The following is an 18,038-nucleotide window of genomic DNA, read 5'->3' as shown; positions in this document are numbered from 1 at the left end:
ATGTACCCGCTCGTGCGCATCCTGTCCCGCCGCGCGTGCGCGCACCATGGATGCCGCGCGCGGCCGGCCACTAGCCTTGGAAGGCCTTGCGCAACCATGCGAGGAATGCCTTGACGGGCGGATGACGCTCGCGCCCCGGCGCGCACAGCGCAGTGTAGGCCGCGCCCGGCACCCTGACCTCGGGCCGATAAGGCGCCAGCGTGCCCGCGGCGACGCTGTCGGACACCATCACCGAACTGGCCAGCACCAGGCCCTGCCCGGCAATGGCGGCCTGCAGCGCGTAGTGTTCCTCGGTGTAGGCGTGCTCCGCCACCGGCCGCTTCCATGCCGGCAGGCCGGCGGCTTCGCACCACGCCTGCCAACCCTGTTCGTATAAGGGCGAGTCGCGCCAGCGCACCGTCACCAGGGCCGGCGCCCGCCGGCCCGCACGGGCAACCTGCGCCGGCGCGCCGTATACCCCGAACCATTCGGGCAGCGCGCAGGCCGCGTGCAATGCGGGATAGCGCGCCCGGCTGTAGCGGATGGCGACGTCCACGCTGGCGTCCTTGAGCAGGTCCACGGGGTCGGGCGACGTATCCAGACGCACTTGATACTGCGGGTAGGCCTCGTGAAAGCGCCCCAGCCGGGGCACGAGCCACAACGCCGCAAAGGAATGCGTCGTGGACACGGTGAGCGCGCCGGATTCCGGCGCGGGCCGCAGGGCGTCCAGCGTCTGCGCCACGTCCAGCAACGCGCCATGCACGCCGGAAAAGAGGCGCGCCCCCTGGTCGGTCAGCCGCACGCCGCGCGGAACGCGATCGAACAGCGCGCACCCCACATGGCGTTCCAGTGCCTTGACCTGATGCGACACCGCCGTCGGGGTGACGGAGAGTTCGGCCGCGGCCAGCTTGAAACTGCGCAGCCGCGCGGCGGCCTCGAACGTGCGCAGCGCAGTGACGGGAAGCGTGGCGAACATGGGCGATTCCTGGGATGAACAGGATTCATCTTAGTGAAGGAATCGTCAGTTGTCGCGGTCCTGCCTGGAGATCAGCATTACCTATCCGAATGTAGTCCCAGCATTTCACCAAGGAGCCAAGAATGAATTCAAATCACCCAAAACAGCGACTGCTGATCCTGGTGGGCAGCCCGCGCCGCAATGGCAACAGCGCGGCGTTGGCCCACGCCGCACGCCAGGGCGCGCAGGCGGCTGGCATTTCGGCCTCCCTCTTTTTCCTGGATGACTACATCCAGGGCCTGCTGCCCGATCTGCGCCATGCCAAACCGCCCGCCGACCGGTACGCCGAACTTTTCCTGGACCATTTCCTGCCGGCCGATGGCGTGCTGTTCTGCACGCCGATCTACTGGTATGGAATGTCGGCGCAGACCAAGGCGTTCTTTGACCGATCGTTCAGCCACTACGCGGGTTCCGGCCCCGAACCCGAACGTGTCAAGGCACGCATGGCCGGCAAGCGGCTCGGACTGACGGTGGCGTCCGAAGAGACCTATCCCGGCGCGGCGCTGGGCATCGTGCATCAGGTGCAGGAGTTTGCGCGCTACACGCACTCCGATTTCGTGGGATATGTGCACGGCGCGGGCAACCGGCGCGGCGAGGTGGCGCTGGATCCGCGGCGCCCGCTGGCCGCCGCGCAGGCGCTGGGCGCGGAATTCTTCACACGCAAATATTCGGATTACCGGCTCGAAACGCCCCGCAGTCACAACGTCTGGGAGCCCACCGCGCCGGCTCTCACCAGTACGCCGGGCGGACTGCCGTAAACCTGCTTGAACACCCGCGTCAGGTGCGCCTGATCGGCAAAACCCACCGCCTGCGCCGCGTCCGCCAGCGGCAAGCCGCCGCGCAGCAGCACCCGCGCGCGCGCCACGCGCCAGTTGCGCAGCCACGCTTGCGGCGGTAATCCGTAACGCCTCGCAAACTGCTTGACCAGCGTGGTCCGATGACGATCCTGCGCCTGCGCCAGCGCTTGCAGGTCGGGCGCGCAGCACGGATCCGCCGCCATGCGCGCATGCAGCATGGCGCAAACGTCGGTGATGGCGGACAGGTCATCGGAGGGAGGTGCTGCGGGCGTCCCGGCTGCAGGCGTACCGGCTTCGGGCATACCGGCTCCGGGCGTCCCGCTTTCGTCCAGCGCCTCGCCATGCGCGGCCAGCGTGCCGAACAGGGCCGCGGACAGGCGTGCGCTGCGTTCGGCGGGCGCGATCTCGTCGGGCGTCAACGCCTCCAGCCATTGCGCGCACAGGGCGGCATCCGCGATCACCGGTCCCGCCAGCCGCGCACCCTGCGCATGCAGCGCGCGAGCGTGGTCCTGGAACCAGGCCGGATCGATATACGCCATGCGATACGCGAGCGGTCCGGCGGCCGTGCCGCCCGTGTGCACCTGTCCCGGCGCGATCACCACCAGTTCGCCCGCGCAGGCGGCGTGGGCCTCGCCCTGCACGGTGAAGTCGCACCGGCCATGCTCGATGGCGCCGATGGACCAGGCGTCGTGAAAATGCGGCGCGTACCGGTAGGCGCGCAGGTCCGCGATCAGCACGTCGCCGGGCAGTCCCGCGCCGCAATGCCAGATGTGTTGAGAAACCGCCATGTTGCGCCAGCCAGTCGCGGCTATCCGAAGTAATGCCCGTCCGATGTCAGCGAACGGGCCAGGAGCCACGCATTGCGAGGATTTTCGCCGACGCGGCGGATGGCATACGGCCACCAGTCCGCGCCGAACGGAAGATAAACCCTGACGTTATAGCCCAATCCGCGCAGCGCAATCTGCCAGTCCGGACGCACGCCGTAGAGCATTTCGAATTCAAATCCCTCGGCGGGCCAGTCGCGCTCGCGCGCCAGATCGACGATGGCCCCGGCCAGCCGGTCGTCGTGCGTGCCGAACACCGGGTAAAAGCCCGATTCGCGGGCCTCGCGCGACAACATGATGGACGCCGCGTCCAGATAGGCCTGGTCGACGCGCGCGCGCCCGGCGTGGTCCAGCGCGCGCTCCGGGAAAGCGCCTTTCACCAGCCGCAGCGATGTGCGCTGCCGGATCGCCCAGACCAGATCCTCGGGCGTGCGCCGGCGCCGCGCCTGCAGCGTAAGGCCCGCCGGCAGGCCCTCGGCCAGCAGCGTCCGGTGCAGCGCGCACGTGCGGTCGCGGATGCCCGAATCTTCCATGTCCAACACCAGCCAGTCCCGCCCCGAGCCCGAAACGGCCTGCACCGCCCTGCCGATACGTCGCGCGTTTTCCTCGCCCAGGGCATCGGCGTGCATGTAGCCGATGGCCGTGGGGTCGACGGAGACATGCACGTCCAGGCCCGCGCCCGCCAACGCCCGGCAGGCGTCGATGGCTTGCCCGACGTTGTGGTCGATGGCGGCGCGATCCGCCACGTACTCGCCCAGATAGAAGAGCGACGCGCGGATGCCGTGCGCCTCGCGCAGTCTAACGGCGGTGCGCACGGCTTCGTCCACGCCGGCGCCGCCGACGAACCGGCGCGCCAGCGATGTCCGGGCGGCCATCGCCCGCATCGCCTGGCCGACCGCCCGGCTCCGGGCCAGCGCAATTGTGGTCTTTTGAAAAATGCTCATCGCCTCACCGCGCAAAGCGGCCACTATGCGTCGGCGGCGGGCGCCTGTCTTGAACGCCCGTGAACGGCGGGGCTACGCCTTGCCGGCCGCCAGCGCGCGCCCGGCGCCAAACAGCGGCCGCTGGACAGTCTGCGCCAGCAGCACGCCCGCCAGCGTGACCGCGCCGCCCAGGACGTGATAGCGCTGCAGGTGCTCGCGCAGCATCACGAAAGCGGCCAGCGCGGTAAAGAGCGGCAGCAGATTGATGAAGATGCTGCAGCGGTTCGGGCCCAAGCGGTGCACGCCTTCGATCCACAGGTACGACAGCAGCACCGACGAGAAAATGCCGGCGTACAGGATCAGCGGAATGGTATTGGTGTCCAGCGCGGCCTGGGCGTCCGGCACCCGCAGGTAGAGCGGAAGCATGTAGATCAGCGCAAAAATCGACTGCACGAAGGTGGACTGCCAGGCGGGCACCGGCACCTTCCAGTGGCGCAGCAGCACGCCGTACAGCGCGTACGACAACGCGGCCAGCAGCATCAGCCCGTCGCCCACATGCACGCCATGCTGGAACACGCTCAGCATGTCGCCCTGCCCGACCAGGTACAACAGGCCCAGAAACGACAACGCCCCGCCCGCGGCCATGCCGAGCGTCAGCGGATCGCGCAGGATTACGACGCTGCCCAGCATGCTGAGCAGCGGGATCAGCGCAGTCAGAATGGCCATGTTGGTGGCGGTGGTGGTTTCGGCCGCCCGGTACGACAGCGCCTGGAAAACCGCCGACGACAGCGCGCCATAGAGCGCCAGCTTCGGCCAATGCCGCAGGATGACCCTGCGATTGCGCCACGCGGGACGGGCTGTGAACAGCCCCATGAGGAACAGCGCCAGCAGCAGGCGGTAGAAGGTGATGGCGGTGGGAGAGATGGCGCTGGCGGCCATCTTGGAGACGATGACGTTGCCCGCCCAGAACAGGATGGCGAACAACGGAAACAGATAGGACATGGTCAGGAGCTCGAAGGAGGGATCGGCTCATTCGCGTCCGCCGGAATGCGGTGCCGCGAAGGAGTGACCGCCATCCTATTGAGCTTGCGCCAGCCCGTCTGCCGATGAAAAGGCACGCGCTATCGCAAAATGGACATTGCCCTAGCTGGCGCCGGATTCACGCTTCGGGGTTCAGGGCTTGAACGGCGCCGGATCCAGCGGCAGCTCCAGGCCGCCCATTTGCGCCGTCAGCAACGCCGCGCTGCCGCAGGCCAAGGTAAACCCCAGCGCCCCCTGCCCCACGTTCAGCCACAGATTGTCGGCTGCCGGGCTGCGGCCGATCAGCGGCTTTCCGGTGGGCGTGGCCGGGCGCAGGCCCGCCCACGGAATGGCCTGGCGCAGGTCCAGTTGCGGGAAGGCTTCGAGCACCTGTTTTTTCAGAAGACCGACGCGAGCGGGGTCGATGTCGGCGTTGTTGCTGCCGATGTCCACCATGGCCGCGATCCGCAGCACGCCGCCGACGCGGGCGTAGACAATGCGCCGTTCGTAGTCGGTCACGCTGATGCGCGGCGCCACGGTGTCGTCGTCTGCCAGCGGCACGGTCAGGCTGTAGCCCTTCAGGGGGTACAGCGGCACGTCGTGGCCCAGGGGCCCAAGCAAGGCGCGGGTACCGATGCCCGTGGCCAGCACGACGGCGTCGGCGCCGATGTCGCCGTCGCGCGTGTTGACCGCGACGATGCGGCGGCCTTCGCGCTGCAGGCCGGACACCGGGTTGGACATGGCGCACTGCACGTTGCCCAGGCCTTGCAGGCGGTCGAACAGCGCTTCGGTGAATTGTCGGCAGTCGCCGGCTTCTTCGCTGGGGGTATAGATGGCGCCCGCCAGGCTGGCGCCCATGCCGGCCAGCGCCGGTTCGCGCGCCACGGTCTGGGCGGCATCGAGCACCTGCTGGTCCGCGCCGTGCGCCGCCTGGTACGCCACCAGCGCGCGCGCCTTTTCCAGCAGGTCGGGGCTGCGGTAGGCGATGAGCTTGCCGTTCTTCAGGTGGCCGAACGCCAGGTCTTCCTGTTCCAGCAGCGAGTGCATGACATCGCGGCTGAGGTAGGACAGCGTCAGCATCTGGGCGGTGGACGCCTTGGCGACCGAGGCGCGGCAGGCCAGCGCAAATTGCAGGCACCAGCGCCACTGATGCGGATCCAGGCGGGGCCGGAACCGCAGCGGCGAATCATGGCGCAGTAGCCAGCCCGGCACGCTGGGCAGCACGCCGGGCCCGGCCAGCGGCGCCACATAGCTGTAGCTGAGCTGACCGCCATTGGCATAGCTGGAGACTTCCGCCGGGCGGGGCTGGCTGTCGACCAGCACCACGTCATGACCCTGGCGCGCCAGGAAATAGGCCGACGTTACACCGACGACGCCGGCGCCAATTACGCAAACGCGCATACCGTTATCCAAGTAGACCGCGAACACGGCCATTCTGTAACGGCCGCCCCCGCGCCGGCAAATGCCAAACGCCGCAGGGGCCATAACCAAACATCATGTCCCCGATTCAGGCGACGCGGTGCAGCTTGATGATCGCGGCGGCGGTCGGTTCCCGGACCAGATCGGCCAGCGTGTAGCCATTGAGGGTGTCGTAGAAGGCCTGCAGCGTCTGCGCCAGCACGCCCGACAGCCGGCACACGCCGTCCAGCGCGCACGGGGGTTCGCGGCAGTCGATGAGGGGGCCCTGCTGTTCGAGTTCGCGCACCAGATCGCCGACGCGGTATTCCGTGGCGGGACGGGCAAGGCTCAGCCCGCCCCCCTTGCCGCGCGTGGTGCTGACCCAGCCGCGCTGCGACATGAAATGCACTACCTTGACCAGATGATTGCGCGACAGGCCAAAGCGGTCCGCGATCTCGGGGATCGTGACGGCTGCGGACCGGTCGCGGCATTGCGTCAGGTACATCAGGACGCGCAGGCCGAAGTCGGTGAATCGGTTCAGTTGCATGGTGTGAAGGACACGTGGACCCGGCGGCCCGGAAACGTCAGGCCGCCAGGATACACCGGTCAGCCGGCGACGCCGCCGGTGCCAAAGGCTTCGGCGTGGATGCGGTCTTCGCTCACGCCCAGCCCCAGCAACGCCTCGCGCTGCGCACGCATGAAGGCCGCCGGGCCACACAAGTAGTAGTCCGCGCCCGGCACGATGGCCTCGTCGCGAATGGCGTGCAGATCGACGCGCCCCTGGTGATCGTAGTCGCGGCCGGCCTGGTCGCCGTGGCCCACCTCTTCGTAGAACACCGCCTTGCGCACGTTGGCGCGCTTTGCCGCGATGTCGTTCACGTGGTCGCGCATGGCGTGCACCGAACGATTGCGGCAGCCGTGCACGAAGCGGATCTGGCGCGCGTCATTGGCATGCACCAGATGGTTCAGGATCGACACCATGGGCGTCAGACCCACGCCGCCGCTCAGCAGCACGACGGGCGCATCGCCGTCCTCGCGCAGGTGGAAATCGCCCTGCGGCGGCGCGACGTCCAGCACGCCGCCTTCTTCCAGGCGGTCATGCAACGCGTTGGACACGCGGCCCGCCGGCGTCTGGTCGCCCGCCGGTTCGCGCTTGACGGAGATGCGCAGGCGATCCTGGCCGGGCGCGTCCGACAGGCTGTATTGGCGCGGCTGCATCAGGCCCAGTTCCGGCACGAACACGCGCACGGACACATACTGGCCGGGCTGGTAAGCCGGGACCGTGCCGCCGTCGGCCGGGGCGAGGTAGAACGAGGTGATTTCGGCGCTTTCGGGCTGCTTGCCCACGACGCGGAACGCGCGCCAGCCGGTCCAGCCGCCGGGCTTGTTGGCCGATTCCGCATACAGGCGGGCCTCTTCGGCGATCAGCAGGTCGGCTAGTTGGCCGTACGCCGCCGCCCACGCGTCCACCAGTTCGTCGGTGGCGGCTTCGCCCAGCACCTCACGAATGGAAGCCAGCAGATGCTTGCCCACGATGGCGTAGTGCTCGGGCCGGATGCCCAGGCTGACGTGCTTGTGCACGATCCGCGTCACCACGGGCATCAGCACCGAGGGATCGTCGATGTGCTCGGCATAGGCGGTGACCGCGCCGGCCAGCGCGTGCTGCTGCGCGCCGCCCGCCTGGTGGGCCTGGTTGAACACGTGCTTGAGTTCCGGGTTGTGCTGGAACATGCGCGCGTAAAAGTGCTTGGTCAAGTCGACGCCATGGACCTTCAGGACGGGGGCCGTGGCTTTGACCAACTCGCGGATTTGGGGGCTCAACATCAACTGCTCCTTAAATGGCGAACAGGATCGCCTTTAAACATATATTCATAATACATCTTTAAATGCGAGCGGCGAAACGTCAGGGCGGTTTCAAGTCGTATCGGGCAGCCAACAACCTTGTATCAGGACATCCGGCAGCTGACAGCCGGCCGCGCCGGTCCACACGGGTTGCGCCAAGTCCCCAGCTGATCCTTCTGGGGCCTGCCACACCACCGAGGCCATCCAGCCGGCGTCCACCCGATAGGAGCAGGCCCGCCAGCGTCCCGGCGGCGAGCGCAGCGCCAAACCGGACGGCGCCGGACACAAGCCCACCGATGCCATGTCAGCCGGAAAATCCAGGCCGGCGGCCTTGATGAAGGCCTCTTTCAATGTCCATAGCTGGTAAAAGCGGAGCAGGCGCGCCTCGTCGGGCAGCCCTGCCAACAGGTCGCGTTCGGCGGACGAACACACCCACTGGGCCAGCCCCGGCACGTCGCGCGGGGAGATTGCCTCGAGGTCGGCGCCGACTTTCCAGCCTGCCGGGGCGGTGGCCACGATGGCGTGGCCGTTGCTGTGGCTGAGCGAGGCCGGGCGGGAATCGGGCTGGCGGCTGCGCACGTCATGCAACAGCGCGCGGCTGGCCTTCCAGTCGCGCAGCGCCTTGGCGCTGCGGATCGCAGCCGCTCGGGCAGCGTCTTCGGCGGACAGCTGCTCGGGGCTATATAGAGAGGCGGCGCTTTGATCCGCCCACCAGATTAAAAGTTCCTGAATATCCAACGGAGAACGTAACTATTTAGAAAATAATGCGAGAAATCTAAGCCAATTTGTGTGATGTGTAACTATTCAAAACAGTTTGAGCCGAGTTTGCCATAGTAGAATCGCGCGCTATGTTGACGTTCTCCATCGCGCATTGGCAAGGTTGGACACCAGGATTTCAAGACCCGAGCAGTTGGCAGCACTGGGCGGAACACCCATATTGCCCCCTCGGAGATCAGGCCGCCGCCCGCCTCGACTTCTTGCCCCCCATGCAGCGCCGCCGCCTCAGCCCTCTGGCTCGCGGGGTGTTTGCGTGCGCGTGGCCGCTTGCCGACGGATACCCGGACATGCCGTTCGTCTTCGCCTCGCGGCACGGAGAAACCACGCGCAACTTCGGACTGCTTGAGTCGCTGGCGGCGGACGAGCCGCTGTCGCCCACGGCATTTGGCCTGTCGGTTCACAACGCGATAGCCGCGCAATGGTCGATCATACGCCGCGAAACGGCCGAGTCCGTGGCGCTGTCCGTCGAGGACGACGGATTGGAGCACGCCTTCCTCGAAGCCGCGCTTCTGTTCGGCCAGGGGCATGACAACGTGCTGGTGGTGCTGGCCGAGGAAGTGCCGCCGCGCCCGTACGCGCCCTGGGTGGGCGACGCGCCGTTTTCCTACGCCACCGCGTTCCGCCTGTGTCCGGGCACGGACTGGGCGCTCTCGATGGGTCCGGTTGGCAACGGCGATGCGCCGCCGCAAGTCTGGCCCAATCCGCTGAATCTGGTTCGCCACCTGACGCTGCAGACCCCAAGCTGGCGGCACGCCAACCGCAGCCGCCAATGGACCTGGACACGTAACGCATGACCTCCCCGGCTCAAGTTCGTCAAGATTTCTGGCTTTGGCGCCTGGTCGCCACCGGCATGGCCTTCACCATGTTCGGGGTGGGCGGCGTGCTGCTGCGCCTGATGGTGTTTCCGCCCCAGCGCCTGCTGCCGGGCGACCGCCAGGACCGCCAACGCCGGGCCCGCTGGGCATTGAATGGCACCTTCAGGCTGTTCATCCGGTTCATGGTGCGCGTGGGCATCCTGACCGTGGAATTCAAGGGCGCCGACCGCCTGGGCCGGCCGGGCCAGATGATTCTTGCCAACCACCCGTCGCTGCTGGATGTGGTGTTCCTGGTCGGGCACGTCAAGAACGCCAACTGCATCGTCAAGCATGGCCTTGCCACGAATCCCTTCACCCGCGGCCCCGTGGCCAATGCCGGGTACATCACCAATGACGAAAGCTTCGACATGTTCGACCGCGCGGCTGATGTGCTGCGCAATGGCGAAACGCTGATCGTCTTCCCGGAAGGCACGCGCACGCCGCCAGACGCCATGCCGCAGTTTCACCGCGGCGCATGCGCCATTGCGCTGCGCGGCGCGCAGGTCGTGACGCCGGTCGTGATCCGGATGAATCCGCGCAGCCTCACCAAGGGCGAGCCCTGGTACCGGATTCCGCCCTCGCGCATGCGCTATGTCATCGAGGTCGGTGAGGACATCGACCCGGCGACCTGGAGCCAGGCGCATCCGCTGCCGATCGCCGGCCGCAAGATGAATGCCTACCTGCACGCCTATTTCGAAGCCAAGCTGGCGCCGCAGGCGCAGCAAGGCGCCCCAATGAACGCGCCGCCGCCCACGGCGGCGCAAGTGGAGTCAACGCTGGATGAATCAACTGGAACTTGAGCTCAAGACGCTCGTCATCGAGTCCCTCGGGCTCGAAGACATCACGCCCGACGACATCGACCGCGAAGCCGCGCTGTTCGGAGACGGACTGGGCCTGGATTCGGTCGACGCGCTGGAGCTGGGCCTGGCGCTGCAAAAGCGTTACGCCATCACCATCGATCCCGAAACGCGCAACATGCGCGAGCATTTCGCCAGCATTGCCAGCCTGGCGGCATTTGTCACTGCGCAACGCCGCGACTGACGCATACGGAGTCACCATGCACACCCGCGACGAAATCTTCAACACGCTGCGCGGCGCCCTCGTCGAACTGTTCGAAATCGAACCGGAACGGATCACGCCCGACGCGCATTTGTACACCGATCTGGAAATCGACAGCATCGACGCGATCGACCTCATCGACCACGTGCGCCGCCAGACCGGCCGCAAGCTGGACGCCAACGACTTCCGCACGGTCCGCACCGTCGAAGACGTCGTGCAGGCCATGTGGCAAAAGCAGGACCCGGCCGCATGAACCGTGGCGTTGCGGCCGCCTTGGCCGCCGCCGCAGTGGCTTACCCCTTCGTCGTGTACGCGATGCTGGGACGCGTGAACGCCGCCTGGCTGGCCTTGCCGCTGGCCCTGTTGTGGCTGGCCCGCGGCCTGACCGCGCGCGCCGCGCAGCCCGGCGACAAGCTGCTGCCCGCCGCCGCACTGGTCTTCTGCCTGATCTTGGCGGTAACCAATTCCGAGAGCTGGCTGCGCTGGTATCCCGTGCTGGTCAACGCCATGATGCTGGCCATTTTCGGCATGAGCCTGCGCGCCGGACAGCCCGTGGTGGAACGCCTGGCGCGCCTGCGCCACCCCGATCTGCCGCCCGGGGGCGTGCGCTACACCCGCAACGTGACCCGCGCCTGGTGCGTGTTTTTCGCCTTGAACGGCACGATCGCCGCCGCGCTGGCGGCCTGGGCGCCGTGGAGCTGGTGGGTGGCCTACAACGGCTGCGCCAGCTACGTGCTGATGGGCATGATGGCCGCCGGCGAATGGCTGGTGCGCCCCGCCGCCGCGAAGGCCGCCTGAAGCCATGGCCTGGACGCCCCTGCCCCACCTGCTGATGCCCGCCCCTGGCGGCATGGACGCTGCCATCGCGGATGGCCCGGCGATCACCCGCGAGGTCTTTGCGCGGAACGCCCTGTCCGTGGCGGGCGCGTTGCGCGCGCGCCCGGTGCGCCGCGCCGCGCTGTGGTTCGACGACGCGGTGGAACTGGCCTGCGCGCTGTTCGCGTGCTGGCGCGCGGGCGTCGTGGCCGTCCTGCCCGGAGACAACCAGGGCCAGACCTGCAACGGCCTGGACGGCACGGTCGATGCGTGGCTGACCGACACCGATCTGCCCGTGCCTGCCGCGCGGCAATGGCGGCTGGCGGACCTCTTGGACCAGCCGCCGCTCGCGCCCGCCGAACTGGATGCATCGGTGACGCTGGTGCTGTGCACATCGGGCTCCAGCGGCGCGCCCAAGCACATCGTCAAGCAATGGCGCCAGCTTGCGGCGGAGATCGACGCCTTGCAGCGGCAATGGCCCGACACGCAGACACCGGTGCTGGGCAGCGTGTCCGCCCAGCATATGTATGGCCTGCCCTTTCGCGTGCTGTGGCCGCTTTGCGCGGGCCGCCAGATCGACCGCCGCCAGCGGCTGTACCCCGAAGACCTGCAACAGGCCAGCCTGCGCTTTCCCACATTCGCCTGGATCGCCAGCCCCGCGCTGTTGCGCCGGCTGGGCCAGCGCCTGGACGCGGCGCAACTGCGCGGGCGGCTGACGCGCATCCATTCGTCGGGCGGCGCGCTTCCGCTTGACGTATCCGACGACATCGAACGTTCGCTCGGACTGCGCCCCACCGAGATCTACGGCAGTTCTGAAACGGGCGCGGTCGCGTGGCGCACCGGCGACACCGACTGGCAGCCGCTGCCAGGCGTCAGCGTCGACCTGAACGACGCAGGCGCGCTGCGCGTGTCGTCGCCCTGGGTGCAGTCCAGCGAGGCGCAGACCGCCGATGGCGCCGAGCTCACAGCGACGGGTTTCCGGCTGCTCGGCAGGCTGGACCGCATCATGAAGATCGAAGACAAGCGCGTGTCGCTGCCCATGATCGAACACGCGCTGATGGAACATGCCTTCACGTCCGACGTCCGGCTCGGCAAGGCCGCCGGCGCCACGCGCCTGGCCGCCCTCGTTGCGCTGTCGGCCCACGGTCTGCATGCACTGCGCAACCAGGGCCGCAAAGCTGTGGTGGACGCGCTGCGGGGCCATCTGGCCGCGCGCTTCGAATCGCTGGCGATTCCGCGCACCTGGCGGCTGCTGCCCCACCTGCCCGCCAACGCCCAAGGCAAACTGCCGCAAGCCGACTTCGAGGCCGCGGCCGGCCCGCGCCCCGTGGCCCCCGCCGCCATCCCGGCCGGCCTGCCCGGACAACCGGACAACGAACGCCGCTATACGCTGGACATTCCCTACGACCTGGCTCACTTCAGCGGACACTTTCCCGCGGCGCCGGTCGTGCCGGGCGTGGCGCAGATCAGCTGGGCCATGTCGCTTGCCCAGCGTGACCTGCACCCCGGCCTGAACTTCGCGGGCATGGAAGCGCTGAAGTTCCAGCGTCTGCTGCGTCCGGGCGACGCCGCCGTCCTGACGCTGAAATGGGACACCGCCAAACAGAAGCTCTACTTCACATTCACGGTGAATGACGCGCCGTGCTCGTCCGGGCGCATTCTCCACGGGGCAAGCCATGACGCCGCATAAGCTGTGCGCGGTCGTGCCCGTGTACAACCACGGCGGCACCGTCGCCGCAGTCGTCGCGCAGCTTGCCGCGCAAGGCCTGCCTTGCGTCCTGGTGGACGACGGCTCCGCGCCCGCGTGCGCCGCCGTGCTGGACGCCTTGGCCGAACGGCCCGACACGCACCTGGTACGCCGCGCCGTCAACGGCGGCAAGGGCGCCGCAGTGCAGGATGGCTTGCGGGCCGCGCTGGCATTGGGATACACGCATGCCCTGCAGGTGGACGCCGACGGCCAGCATGCGCTGCAAGACATCCCGCTATTCGCGCAAGCCTCGCGCGAGCAGCCGGACGCCGTGATCTGCGGCGCGCCCGTGTACGGCGACGACGTGCCGCGCAGCCGTCTCTACGGCCGCTGGCTGACCCGCGTGTGGGTCTGGATCAACACCCTGTCGCTCGACATCCCCGACGCCATGTGCGGGTTTCGCGTCTACCCGCTGGCAGCCGTGCTGCCGGTGATCGACGGCGCCCGCGTCGGCCAGCGCATGGACTTCGACATTGCCGTGCTGGTACGGCTGCACTGGCGCGGCGTGCGCATGGCCTGGCTGCCGACGCGCGTGGTCTACCCCGAGGGCGGCATTTCGCATTTCAAGGGCCTGCAAGACAACGTGCTGATCAGCCGCATGCACGCGCGCCTGTTTTTCGGCATGCTGGCCCGGTCGCCGGCGCTGTTGTGGCGCCGCGTGTCCCGGAGCGCCCAGCCATGAGCGTGGCCGATCCGCATTGGGCCGGGCAGCGAGAACGCGGCAGCCCCGTGCTGATGCGCCTGACGGCCTGGGCCGCGCGCAGACTGGGACGGCGCGCGGTCGCCCCGGTGGTCTGGGTGGTGGTGCTGTACTTCTACGCGTTTGGCGCCCGCGCGCGGCGCGCGATCGCGGTGTACCAGTCTCGCGTGGCAGCCTCCGGCGAACTGGCCGCGCCGCTGCCGCGCGCCCTGCCCGTGTACCGCCAGTACCTCGCCTTCGCCACCGCCATTCTGGACAAGCTGGACGTATGGCAGGGCAAGATCACGATGGCGCGTCTGGATATCGCGGACCCGGACGGCCTGCATGGCCAGATGGGCCACGGCCGCGGCCAGATCCTCGTGGGCTCGCACCTGGGCAACCTCGAAATCTGCCGCGCGCTTGCGGAGCAGACCGGCGCGCTGCGGCTCAATGTGCTGGTGCACAGCAAGCACGCCGTGAACTTCAACCGCCTGCTCGACGAGGCCGGCGGCGGGCTGCGCATGATCCAGGTCAGCGAGCTGGATGCCGCCGTCATGCTGGATCTGGCCGAGCGCCTGGAGCGCGGGGAATGGCTTGCCATCGCCGGCGACCGTGTGCCGCTGCGCGGCGACCGCACGGTGCCCGTGCAATTCCTGGGCGCCACCGCCCTGTTCCCCCAGGGCCCGTGGCTTCTGGCGGGCCTCTTGGGCTGCCCCGTGAATCTGCTGCGCTGCACCCGCCACGGCGGCCGCTATCGCGTCTCGATGGAGCGCCTGACCGAGCGCGTCGAATGGACGCGCGCGACCCGGCAGGCGCAGATCGCCGTCTGGACCCAGCGCTATGCCGACCGTCTGGCCGCGCATTGCCGCGACGCGCCGCTGCAGTGGTTCAACTTCTACCCCTTCTGGAAAGACGATGCGTAAACGTGGCGCGATCGGCGCGCAAGTCGAAATCCGTGTGCCCTTCTTCGATGTCGATTCGATCAACGTCGTGTGGCACGGCCATTACGTCAAATATCTGGAACAGGCGCGCTGCGAGCTTCTGGACCGGATCGGCCACAACTACGACGCGATGCGGGCAAGCGGCTACGCCTGGCCGGTGATCGACCTGCATCTGCGCTACGCCCAGCCCGCGCAGTTCGGCCAACGCCTGGTCGTGCGCGCCGAACTGGTCGAATGGGAGCACCGCCTCAAGATCAACTACCTGATCCAGGACGCGGCCACGGGCCAGCGGCTCACCCGGGCCACCTCCGAACAGGTCGCCGTGTGCCTGGCCAGCCGCGAAATGCAGCTGACCTCGCCCAACGTCTTCGTTGATGCGGTCCAACGCGCCCTTCAATCCCAGGAGACCGCGACATGCGCCTGACCCTGCCCCAGCGCTTGCCCCTGTTGCAGCGCTGGAACCGTTTCCTCTTTCTGCTGGCGCTGTCGCTGCTGCCCTTGAGCGCCCAGGCGTTCGACCTGAACGACCTGCAGCAGCAACTGCGCGCCACGCCGATCGTGCGCGGCCAGTTCGTCCAGCAGAAATTCCTGCGGTCGCTGCCCCAACCCCTGACCAGCCGCGGCGACTTCACGCTGGCCGCGGGCAAGGGCCTGCTGTGGCTGTTGCGTACGCCCATCGCCCCGGACCTGCGCATCAACGCCGACGGCATCGCGCGCCGCGACGAATCGGGCGCCTGGCAGGCGCTGCCCCAGCACACCGGCGCGGGACGTGAGAACCGGCTATTCCTGTCGGTCCTGGCTGGCGACACGCGCGGGCTCGAAGAGAACTTCGATCTGGCGCTGACGGGCGAGGCGACCGCCTGGAAACTGACGCTGACGCCGCGGTCGGCGCTGCTCAAGCAGATCTTCAGCACGATCCAGATCGACGGCGGCGCGCTGGTCGATCGCATCGAATTGCGCGAGACGCAAGGCGACCGCAGCGTCCTGCAGATGACGGGCGCGGTTGCGGCCGATGCGCTCACGCCCGAGGAACAGCGTGCATTCTCGGACTGAACGCTGGCTGCCCCGCCTCTTCAAGCTGGGGCTGCTGCTGGTGCTGCTTGCCGGCGCCTGGCAATGCCGCAATGGCTGGCCGGTGTCGGCCAACCTGATGGAGCTGGTGCCGCAAAGCGCCAGTGACGCCACGCGCCAGTTGGCCGAAGCCCGCATCCAGGAACCGCTGTCGCGCCAGCTCATCGCGCTGGTGTCTGCCCCGGACGGCGCCGACCCCGCGCAGCCGGCGCGCCTGCTTGCCAAACGCTGGTCGGACAGCGGCCTCTTTTCGGTCGTGCAGGTGGAAGTGAATGTGGACCTGGCCGCCCTGCGCGAACAACTGCTGGCCGGCCGCCTGGCGATGCTGCCGCTGGCGGACCGCCAACTGCTTGAGACCGATCCCGCCGCATTCGCACAGCGTCGCGCGCGCGAGCTGTCCGATCCGTTCTCCTCGTCGGGCCTCGTGCCCGCCGATCAAGACTGGCTGGGGCTCACGCGCCGCGCCGAGCAATCGCTCAGGCCTGGCGGACCCGTGCAATACGACATGGGATCGGGCACGCTGCAGGCGCAGCAGAACGGCAAACGCTGGGTGCTCGTGCGTGCCGAGACGCGCGGCGACGCATTCGACGCCGATGCGCCGCAACGCATCGCCACGCAGATCGCCAAGGACCGCGAGGCCCTGCAGGCCGGCGGCGCCCAGATGCTGGTGGCGGGCGGCGCGCTGTACGCGGCCGCCGGCAAGGCGCAGGCGGTCGCCGAAAGCAGCTGGATCGGGTCCGGCGCCACGATCGGCATCGTGCTCGTCCTGTTGCTGGCGCTGCGCCGCTGGCGCGTGCTGCTGGCCTTCGTGCCGGTGGCGGTGGGCCTTGTGACCGGCGCGGTCGCGTGCGTCGCGGTATTCGGCTCGATCCACGTCCTGACGCTGGTCATCGGCGCCAGCCTGATCGGGGTGGCGGTCGACTTTCCCATGCACTGGCTGGGCAAGCGCTTCGGGATGCCGGACTGGCAAGCGTGGCCCGCGCTGCGCCGCGTGCTGCCCGGCCTGACGATCAGCCTGGCCGCCAGCCTGGTGGGCTATGTCGCGCTGGCGTTCACGCCGTTTCCGGCGCTGACCCAGACCGCCGTGTTCTCGGCGGCCGGCCTGCTTGGCGCGTATGCCTGCACGGTGTGCCAGCTTCCGGCGTGGATGCGGGGCTGGCAGCCGCGCCCCTGGCTGCCGCTGCTTCACTTTGCCCAGGCCGCGCTCGCCACGCGCGAACGGCTGGGCGCCCGGCGCGGCGTCCTGTGGGCCGGTGCGGCCGTCCTGGTGGCGGTGACGGCGGGCGGCATCGCGCGGCTGGCGATCCAGGACGATCTGCGTCAATGGCTGAGCCTGCCGGCGCCGCTGATGCAGCAAGCCAGGCAGATCGGCGAGATCACCGGTTTCGTGCCCACGAGCCAGTTTTTCCTGGTGCGCGCGCCCGATCCCGACGAACTGCTGCGCCGCCAGGCGCGGGTCGCGCAAGCGCTCGACGCGCTGGTCCAGCGGGGCGGCCTGGCCACGTACAACGCGCTCAGCCAGCTTGTGTCGCCCGCCGCCGACCAGCAGGGCCTGGGCCGCCGCCTGGCCGAACTGGCCGGACAACCGCAAGTGTGGAAGCCCATGACGGACCTCGGCATTCCGCTCGAGGCCGTGACGCAGGAGCTGCAGTCGCTGGCGGCGCTGCCGGTCGTCACCATCGACGGCGCGCTGCAAGGCCCGCAGGCCGAACGCTGGCGCGCGCTGTGGCTTGGCCAGCACGACGGCGAGTACGCGGGCATGATCTCGCTGCTGGGCCTGACCGATCCCGCCGCGCTGCAAGGCATTGCGCAGGCCGCGCCCGGCGTCACGCTGGTCGATCGCAGCGGCGAGCTGAACCGCATGTTCGCCGCCACGCGGGTCGAAGCCGCCGAACTCAAGTTGCTGTCCTACGTGGCCGCGGCCGTGCTGCTGCTTCTGACGCTGGGACGCGCCGCCACCTGGCGCATCCTCGCCGTGCCGCTGGCGGCCACCGCCTGCAGCCTGGCCGCGCTGGGCTACCTGGGCCAGCCCTTGACGCTCTTTAGCCTCTTCGGCCTGCTGCTGGTGTCGGCCATCGGCGTGGACTACGCCATCTTCATGTACGAGCGCGTCGCTGGCGCCGCCGCCAGCCTCGTCGGCATTCTGCTGGGCGCCGTCACCACGCTGCTGTCTTTCGGACTGCTTGCCCTGAGCCACACGCCCGCCATCGCCAACTTCGGGCTGGCGGTGGCCCTGGGCGTCGCCTTTTCGCTCCTGTGGGCGCCCTGGGTCCGGCCGCCCCAGCGGGCCTGACAT

Annotated in this window: 20 protein-coding genes; 12 read left to right on the top strand and 8 right to left on the bottom strand. The window is 68.7% G+C overall.

Features of this window, described 5'->3' with window-relative positions; all coding sequences use genetic code 11:
- Positions 1 to 70: 70 nt before the first annotated feature.
- Positions 71 to 955 carry a LysR substrate-binding domain-containing protein gene (locus tag ASD87_RS01175; protein ID WP_056316048.1) on the bottom strand — a complete coding sequence of 295 codons (885 nt, stop codon included), beginning with the start codon at positions 953 to 955 and terminating at the stop codon, positions 71 to 73.
- Positions 956 to 1,077: 122 nt separating this feature from the next.
- Between ASD87_RS01175 and ASD87_RS01170 the strand changes: the two genes are divergently transcribed.
- On the top strand, positions 1,078 to 1,752 hold the full coding sequence (locus tag ASD87_RS01170) for a flavodoxin family protein (RefSeq protein WP_056316046.1): 675 nt from the start codon (positions 1,078 to 1,080) through the stop codon (positions 1,750 to 1,752).
- Here the strand turns inward: ASD87_RS01170 and ASD87_RS01165 are convergent.
- The 7 genes from ASD87_RS01165 to ASD87_RS01135 form a co-directional block, all read right to left on the bottom strand.
- Positions 1,692 to 2,579 carry an AraC family transcriptional regulator gene (locus tag ASD87_RS01165; protein ID WP_056316044.1) on the bottom strand — a complete coding sequence of 296 codons (888 nt, stop codon included), beginning with the start codon at positions 2,577 to 2,579 and terminating at the stop codon, positions 1,692 to 1,694. The two genes, ASD87_RS01170 and ASD87_RS01165, sit on opposite strands and share 61 nt — an antisense overlap.
- Positions 2,580 to 2,599: 20 nt before the next feature.
- On the bottom strand, positions 2,600 to 3,559 hold the full coding sequence (locus tag ASD87_RS01160) for a proline dehydrogenase family protein (protein WP_056316041.1): 960 nt from the start codon (positions 3,557 to 3,559) through the stop codon (positions 2,600 to 2,602).
- Between the two features lie 72 nt (positions 3,560 to 3,631).
- Complete coding sequence (locus ASD87_RS01155) at positions 3,632 to 4,540, bottom strand: DMT family transporter (RefSeq protein ID WP_056316039.1); 909 nt, start codon at positions 4,538 to 4,540, stop codon at positions 3,632 to 3,634.
- A 171-nt stretch (positions 4,541 to 4,711) separates the two neighbouring features.
- On the bottom strand, positions 4,712 to 5,959 hold the full coding sequence (locus tag ASD87_RS01150; protein ID WP_056316037.1) for a D-amino acid dehydrogenase: 1,248 nt from the start codon (positions 5,957 to 5,959) through the stop codon (positions 4,712 to 4,714).
- 106 nt (positions 5,960 to 6,065) lie between these two features.
- Positions 6,066 to 6,503, bottom strand: coding sequence for an Rrf2 family transcriptional regulator (locus ASD87_RS01145; protein ID WP_056316034.1), 438 nt, complete (start codon positions 6,501 to 6,503; stop codon positions 6,066 to 6,068).
- A 59-nt stretch (positions 6,504 to 6,562) separates the two neighbouring features.
- Positions 6,563 to 7,780 carry an NO-inducible flavohemoprotein gene (gene hmpA, locus ASD87_RS01140; protein ID WP_056316032.1) on the bottom strand — a complete coding sequence of 406 codons (1,218 nt, stop codon included), beginning with the start codon at positions 7,778 to 7,780 and terminating at the stop codon, positions 6,563 to 6,565.
- A 90-nt stretch (positions 7,781 to 7,870) separates the two neighbouring features.
- The gene (locus ASD87_RS01135; protein WP_056316029.1) at positions 7,871 to 8,536 is read right to left on the bottom strand and encodes a 4'-phosphopantetheinyl transferase superfamily protein; all 666 of its coding nucleotides are present in this window, start codon (positions 8,534 to 8,536) and stop codon (positions 7,871 to 7,873) included.
- Between the two features lie 110 nt (positions 8,537 to 8,646).
- Here ASD87_RS01135 and ASD87_RS01130 point away from each other — a divergent pair, with 110 nt between their 5' ends.
- Genes ASD87_RS01130 through ASD87_RS01080 form a run of 11 tightly spaced genes read left to right on the top strand, consistent with a single transcriptional unit; the run spans position 8,647 to position 18,035 of the window.
- Positions 8,647 to 9,369: a beta-ketoacyl synthase chain length factor gene (locus ASD87_RS01130; RefSeq protein ID WP_056316026.1), complete on the top strand. Its 723-nt coding sequence runs from the start codon at positions 8,647 to 8,649 to the stop codon at positions 9,367 to 9,369.
- On the top strand, positions 9,366 to 10,229 hold the full coding sequence (locus ASD87_RS01125) for a 1-acyl-sn-glycerol-3-phosphate acyltransferase (RefSeq protein WP_056316024.1): 864 nt from the start codon (positions 9,366 to 9,368) through the stop codon (positions 10,227 to 10,229). Before ASD87_RS01130 ends, ASD87_RS01125 begins: the two co-directional genes overlap by 4 nt.
- Positions 10,210 to 10,470: a phosphopantetheine-binding protein gene (locus ASD87_RS01120; RefSeq protein WP_056316022.1), complete on the top strand. Its 261-nt coding sequence runs from the start codon at positions 10,210 to 10,212 to the stop codon at positions 10,468 to 10,470. Before ASD87_RS01125 ends, ASD87_RS01120 begins: the two co-directional genes overlap by 20 nt.
- A gap of 16 nt (positions 10,471 to 10,486) precedes the next feature.
- A complete protein-coding gene (locus ASD87_RS01115; RefSeq protein ID WP_056316019.1) occupies positions 10,487 to 10,741 on the top strand; it encodes an acyl carrier protein in 255 nt (84 codons plus the stop codon).
- Positions 10,738 to 11,286 carry a hypothetical protein gene (locus ASD87_RS01110; RefSeq protein ID WP_056316017.1) on the top strand — a complete coding sequence of 183 codons (549 nt, stop codon included), beginning with the start codon at positions 10,738 to 10,740 and terminating at the stop codon, positions 11,284 to 11,286. The genes ASD87_RS01115 and ASD87_RS01110 overlap by 4 nt, the downstream gene beginning before the upstream one ends.
- Before the next feature lie 4 nt (positions 11,287 to 11,290).
- The gene (locus ASD87_RS01105; RefSeq protein ID WP_056316015.1) at positions 11,291 to 12,994 is read left to right on the top strand and encodes an AMP-binding protein; all 1,704 of its coding nucleotides are present in this window, start codon (positions 11,291 to 11,293) and stop codon (positions 12,992 to 12,994) included.
- Positions 12,981 to 13,733 (top strand): glycosyltransferase family 2 protein, encoded by a 753-nt coding sequence (locus tag ASD87_RS01100; protein ID WP_056316012.1) that lies wholly within the window; start codon positions 12,981 to 12,983, stop codon positions 13,731 to 13,733. Before ASD87_RS01105 ends, ASD87_RS01100 begins: the two co-directional genes overlap by 14 nt.
- Positions 13,730 to 14,653, top strand: coding sequence for a glycosyl transferase (locus ASD87_RS01095; RefSeq protein WP_056316011.1), 924 nt, complete (start codon positions 13,730 to 13,732; stop codon positions 14,651 to 14,653). The genes ASD87_RS01100 and ASD87_RS01095 overlap by 4 nt, the downstream gene beginning before the upstream one ends.
- Positions 14,646 to 15,095, top strand: a complete 450-nt coding sequence (locus ASD87_RS01090; protein WP_056316008.1) for a thioesterase family protein — start codon at positions 14,646 to 14,648, stop codon at positions 15,093 to 15,095. Before ASD87_RS01095 ends, ASD87_RS01090 begins: the two co-directional genes overlap by 8 nt.
- Positions 15,086 to 15,724, top strand: a complete 639-nt coding sequence (locus ASD87_RS01085; RefSeq protein ID WP_082586166.1) for an outer membrane lipoprotein carrier protein LolA — start codon at positions 15,086 to 15,088, stop codon at positions 15,722 to 15,724. Before ASD87_RS01090 ends, ASD87_RS01085 begins: the two co-directional genes overlap by 10 nt.
- Positions 15,708 to 18,035: an MMPL family transporter gene (locus ASD87_RS01080; protein WP_156403368.1), complete on the top strand. Its 2,328-nt coding sequence runs from the start codon at positions 15,708 to 15,710 to the stop codon at positions 18,033 to 18,035. The genes ASD87_RS01085 and ASD87_RS01080 overlap by 17 nt, the downstream gene beginning before the upstream one ends.
- Positions 18,036 to 18,038 lie beyond the last annotated feature (3 nt).

Origin of the sequence: Achromobacter sp. Root170, from assembly GCF_001428165.1 — a bacterium.
Taxonomy (GTDB): domain Bacteria; phylum Pseudomonadota; class Gammaproteobacteria; order Burkholderiales; family Burkholderiaceae_B; genus Achromobacter; species Achromobacter mucicolens.
Note: the sequence above shows the minus strand (reverse complement) of the source record. Positions and strands in the feature narration are given on the sequence as shown.

What these genes read in the sequence shown, in the direction of transcription:
- ASD87_RS01095 (WP_056316011.1), top strand. Translation starts at nt 13,730, where the DNA reads ATGAGCGTGGCCGATCCGCATTGGGCCGGGCAGCGAGAACGCGGCAGC.
- ASD87_RS01125 (WP_056316024.1), top strand. Translation starts at nt 9,366, where the DNA reads ATGACCTCCCCGGCTCAAGTTCGTCAAGATTTCTGGCTTTGGCGCCTG.
- ASD87_RS01145 (WP_056316034.1), bottom strand. Translation starts at nt 6,503, where the DNA reads ATGCAACTGAACCGATTCACCGACTTCGGCCTGCGCGTCCTGATGTAC.
- ASD87_RS01100 (WP_056316012.1), top strand. Translation starts at nt 12,981, where the DNA reads ATGACGCCGCATAAGCTGTGCGCGGTCGTGCCCGTGTACAACCACGGC.
- ASD87_RS01155 (WP_056316039.1), bottom strand. Translation starts at nt 4,540, where the DNA reads ATGTCCTATCTGTTTCCGTTGTTCGCCATCCTGTTCTGGGCGGGCAAC.
- ASD87_RS01110 (WP_056316017.1), top strand. Translation starts at nt 10,738, where the DNA reads ATGAACCGTGGCGTTGCGGCCGCCTTGGCCGCCGCCGCAGTGGCTTAC.
- ASD87_RS01090 (WP_056316008.1), top strand. Translation starts at nt 14,646, where the DNA reads ATGCGTAAACGTGGCGCGATCGGCGCGCAAGTCGAAATCCGTGTGCCC.
- ASD87_RS01160 (WP_056316041.1), bottom strand. Translation starts at nt 3,559, where the DNA reads ATGAGCATTTTTCAAAAGACCACAATTGCGCTGGCCCGGAGCCGGGCG.
- ASD87_RS01085 (WP_082586166.1), top strand. Translation starts at nt 15,086, where the DNA reads ATGCGCCTGACCCTGCCCCAGCGCTTGCCCCTGTTGCAGCGCTGGAAC.
- ASD87_RS01130 (WP_056316026.1), top strand. Translation starts at nt 8,647, where the DNA reads ATGTTGACGTTCTCCATCGCGCATTGGCAAGGTTGGACACCAGGATTT.
- ASD87_RS01105 (WP_056316015.1), top strand. Translation starts at nt 11,291, where the DNA reads ATGGCCTGGACGCCCCTGCCCCACCTGCTGATGCCCGCCCCTGGCGGC.
- ASD87_RS01175 (WP_056316048.1), bottom strand. Translation starts at nt 955, where the DNA reads ATGTTCGCCACGCTTCCCGTCACTGCGCTGCGCACGTTCGAGGCCGCC.
- ASD87_RS01115 (WP_056316019.1), top strand. Translation starts at nt 10,487, where the DNA reads ATGCACACCCGCGACGAAATCTTCAACACGCTGCGCGGCGCCCTCGTC.
- ASD87_RS01150 (WP_056316037.1), bottom strand. Translation starts at nt 5,959, where the DNA reads ATGCGCGTTTGCGTAATTGGCGCCGGCGTCGTCGGTGTAACGTCGGCC.
- ASD87_RS01170 (WP_056316046.1), top strand. Translation starts at nt 1,078, where the DNA reads ATGAATTCAAATCACCCAAAACAGCGACTGCTGATCCTGGTGGGCAGC.
- ASD87_RS01165 (WP_056316044.1), bottom strand. Translation starts at nt 2,579, where the DNA reads ATGGCGGTTTCTCAACACATCTGGCATTGCGGCGCGGGACTGCCCGGC.
- ASD87_RS01120 (WP_056316022.1), top strand. Translation starts at nt 10,210, where the DNA reads ATGAATCAACTGGAACTTGAGCTCAAGACGCTCGTCATCGAGTCCCTC.
- hmpA (WP_056316032.1), bottom strand. Translation starts at nt 7,780, where the DNA reads ATGTTGAGCCCCCAAATCCGCGAGTTGGTCAAAGCCACGGCCCCCGTC.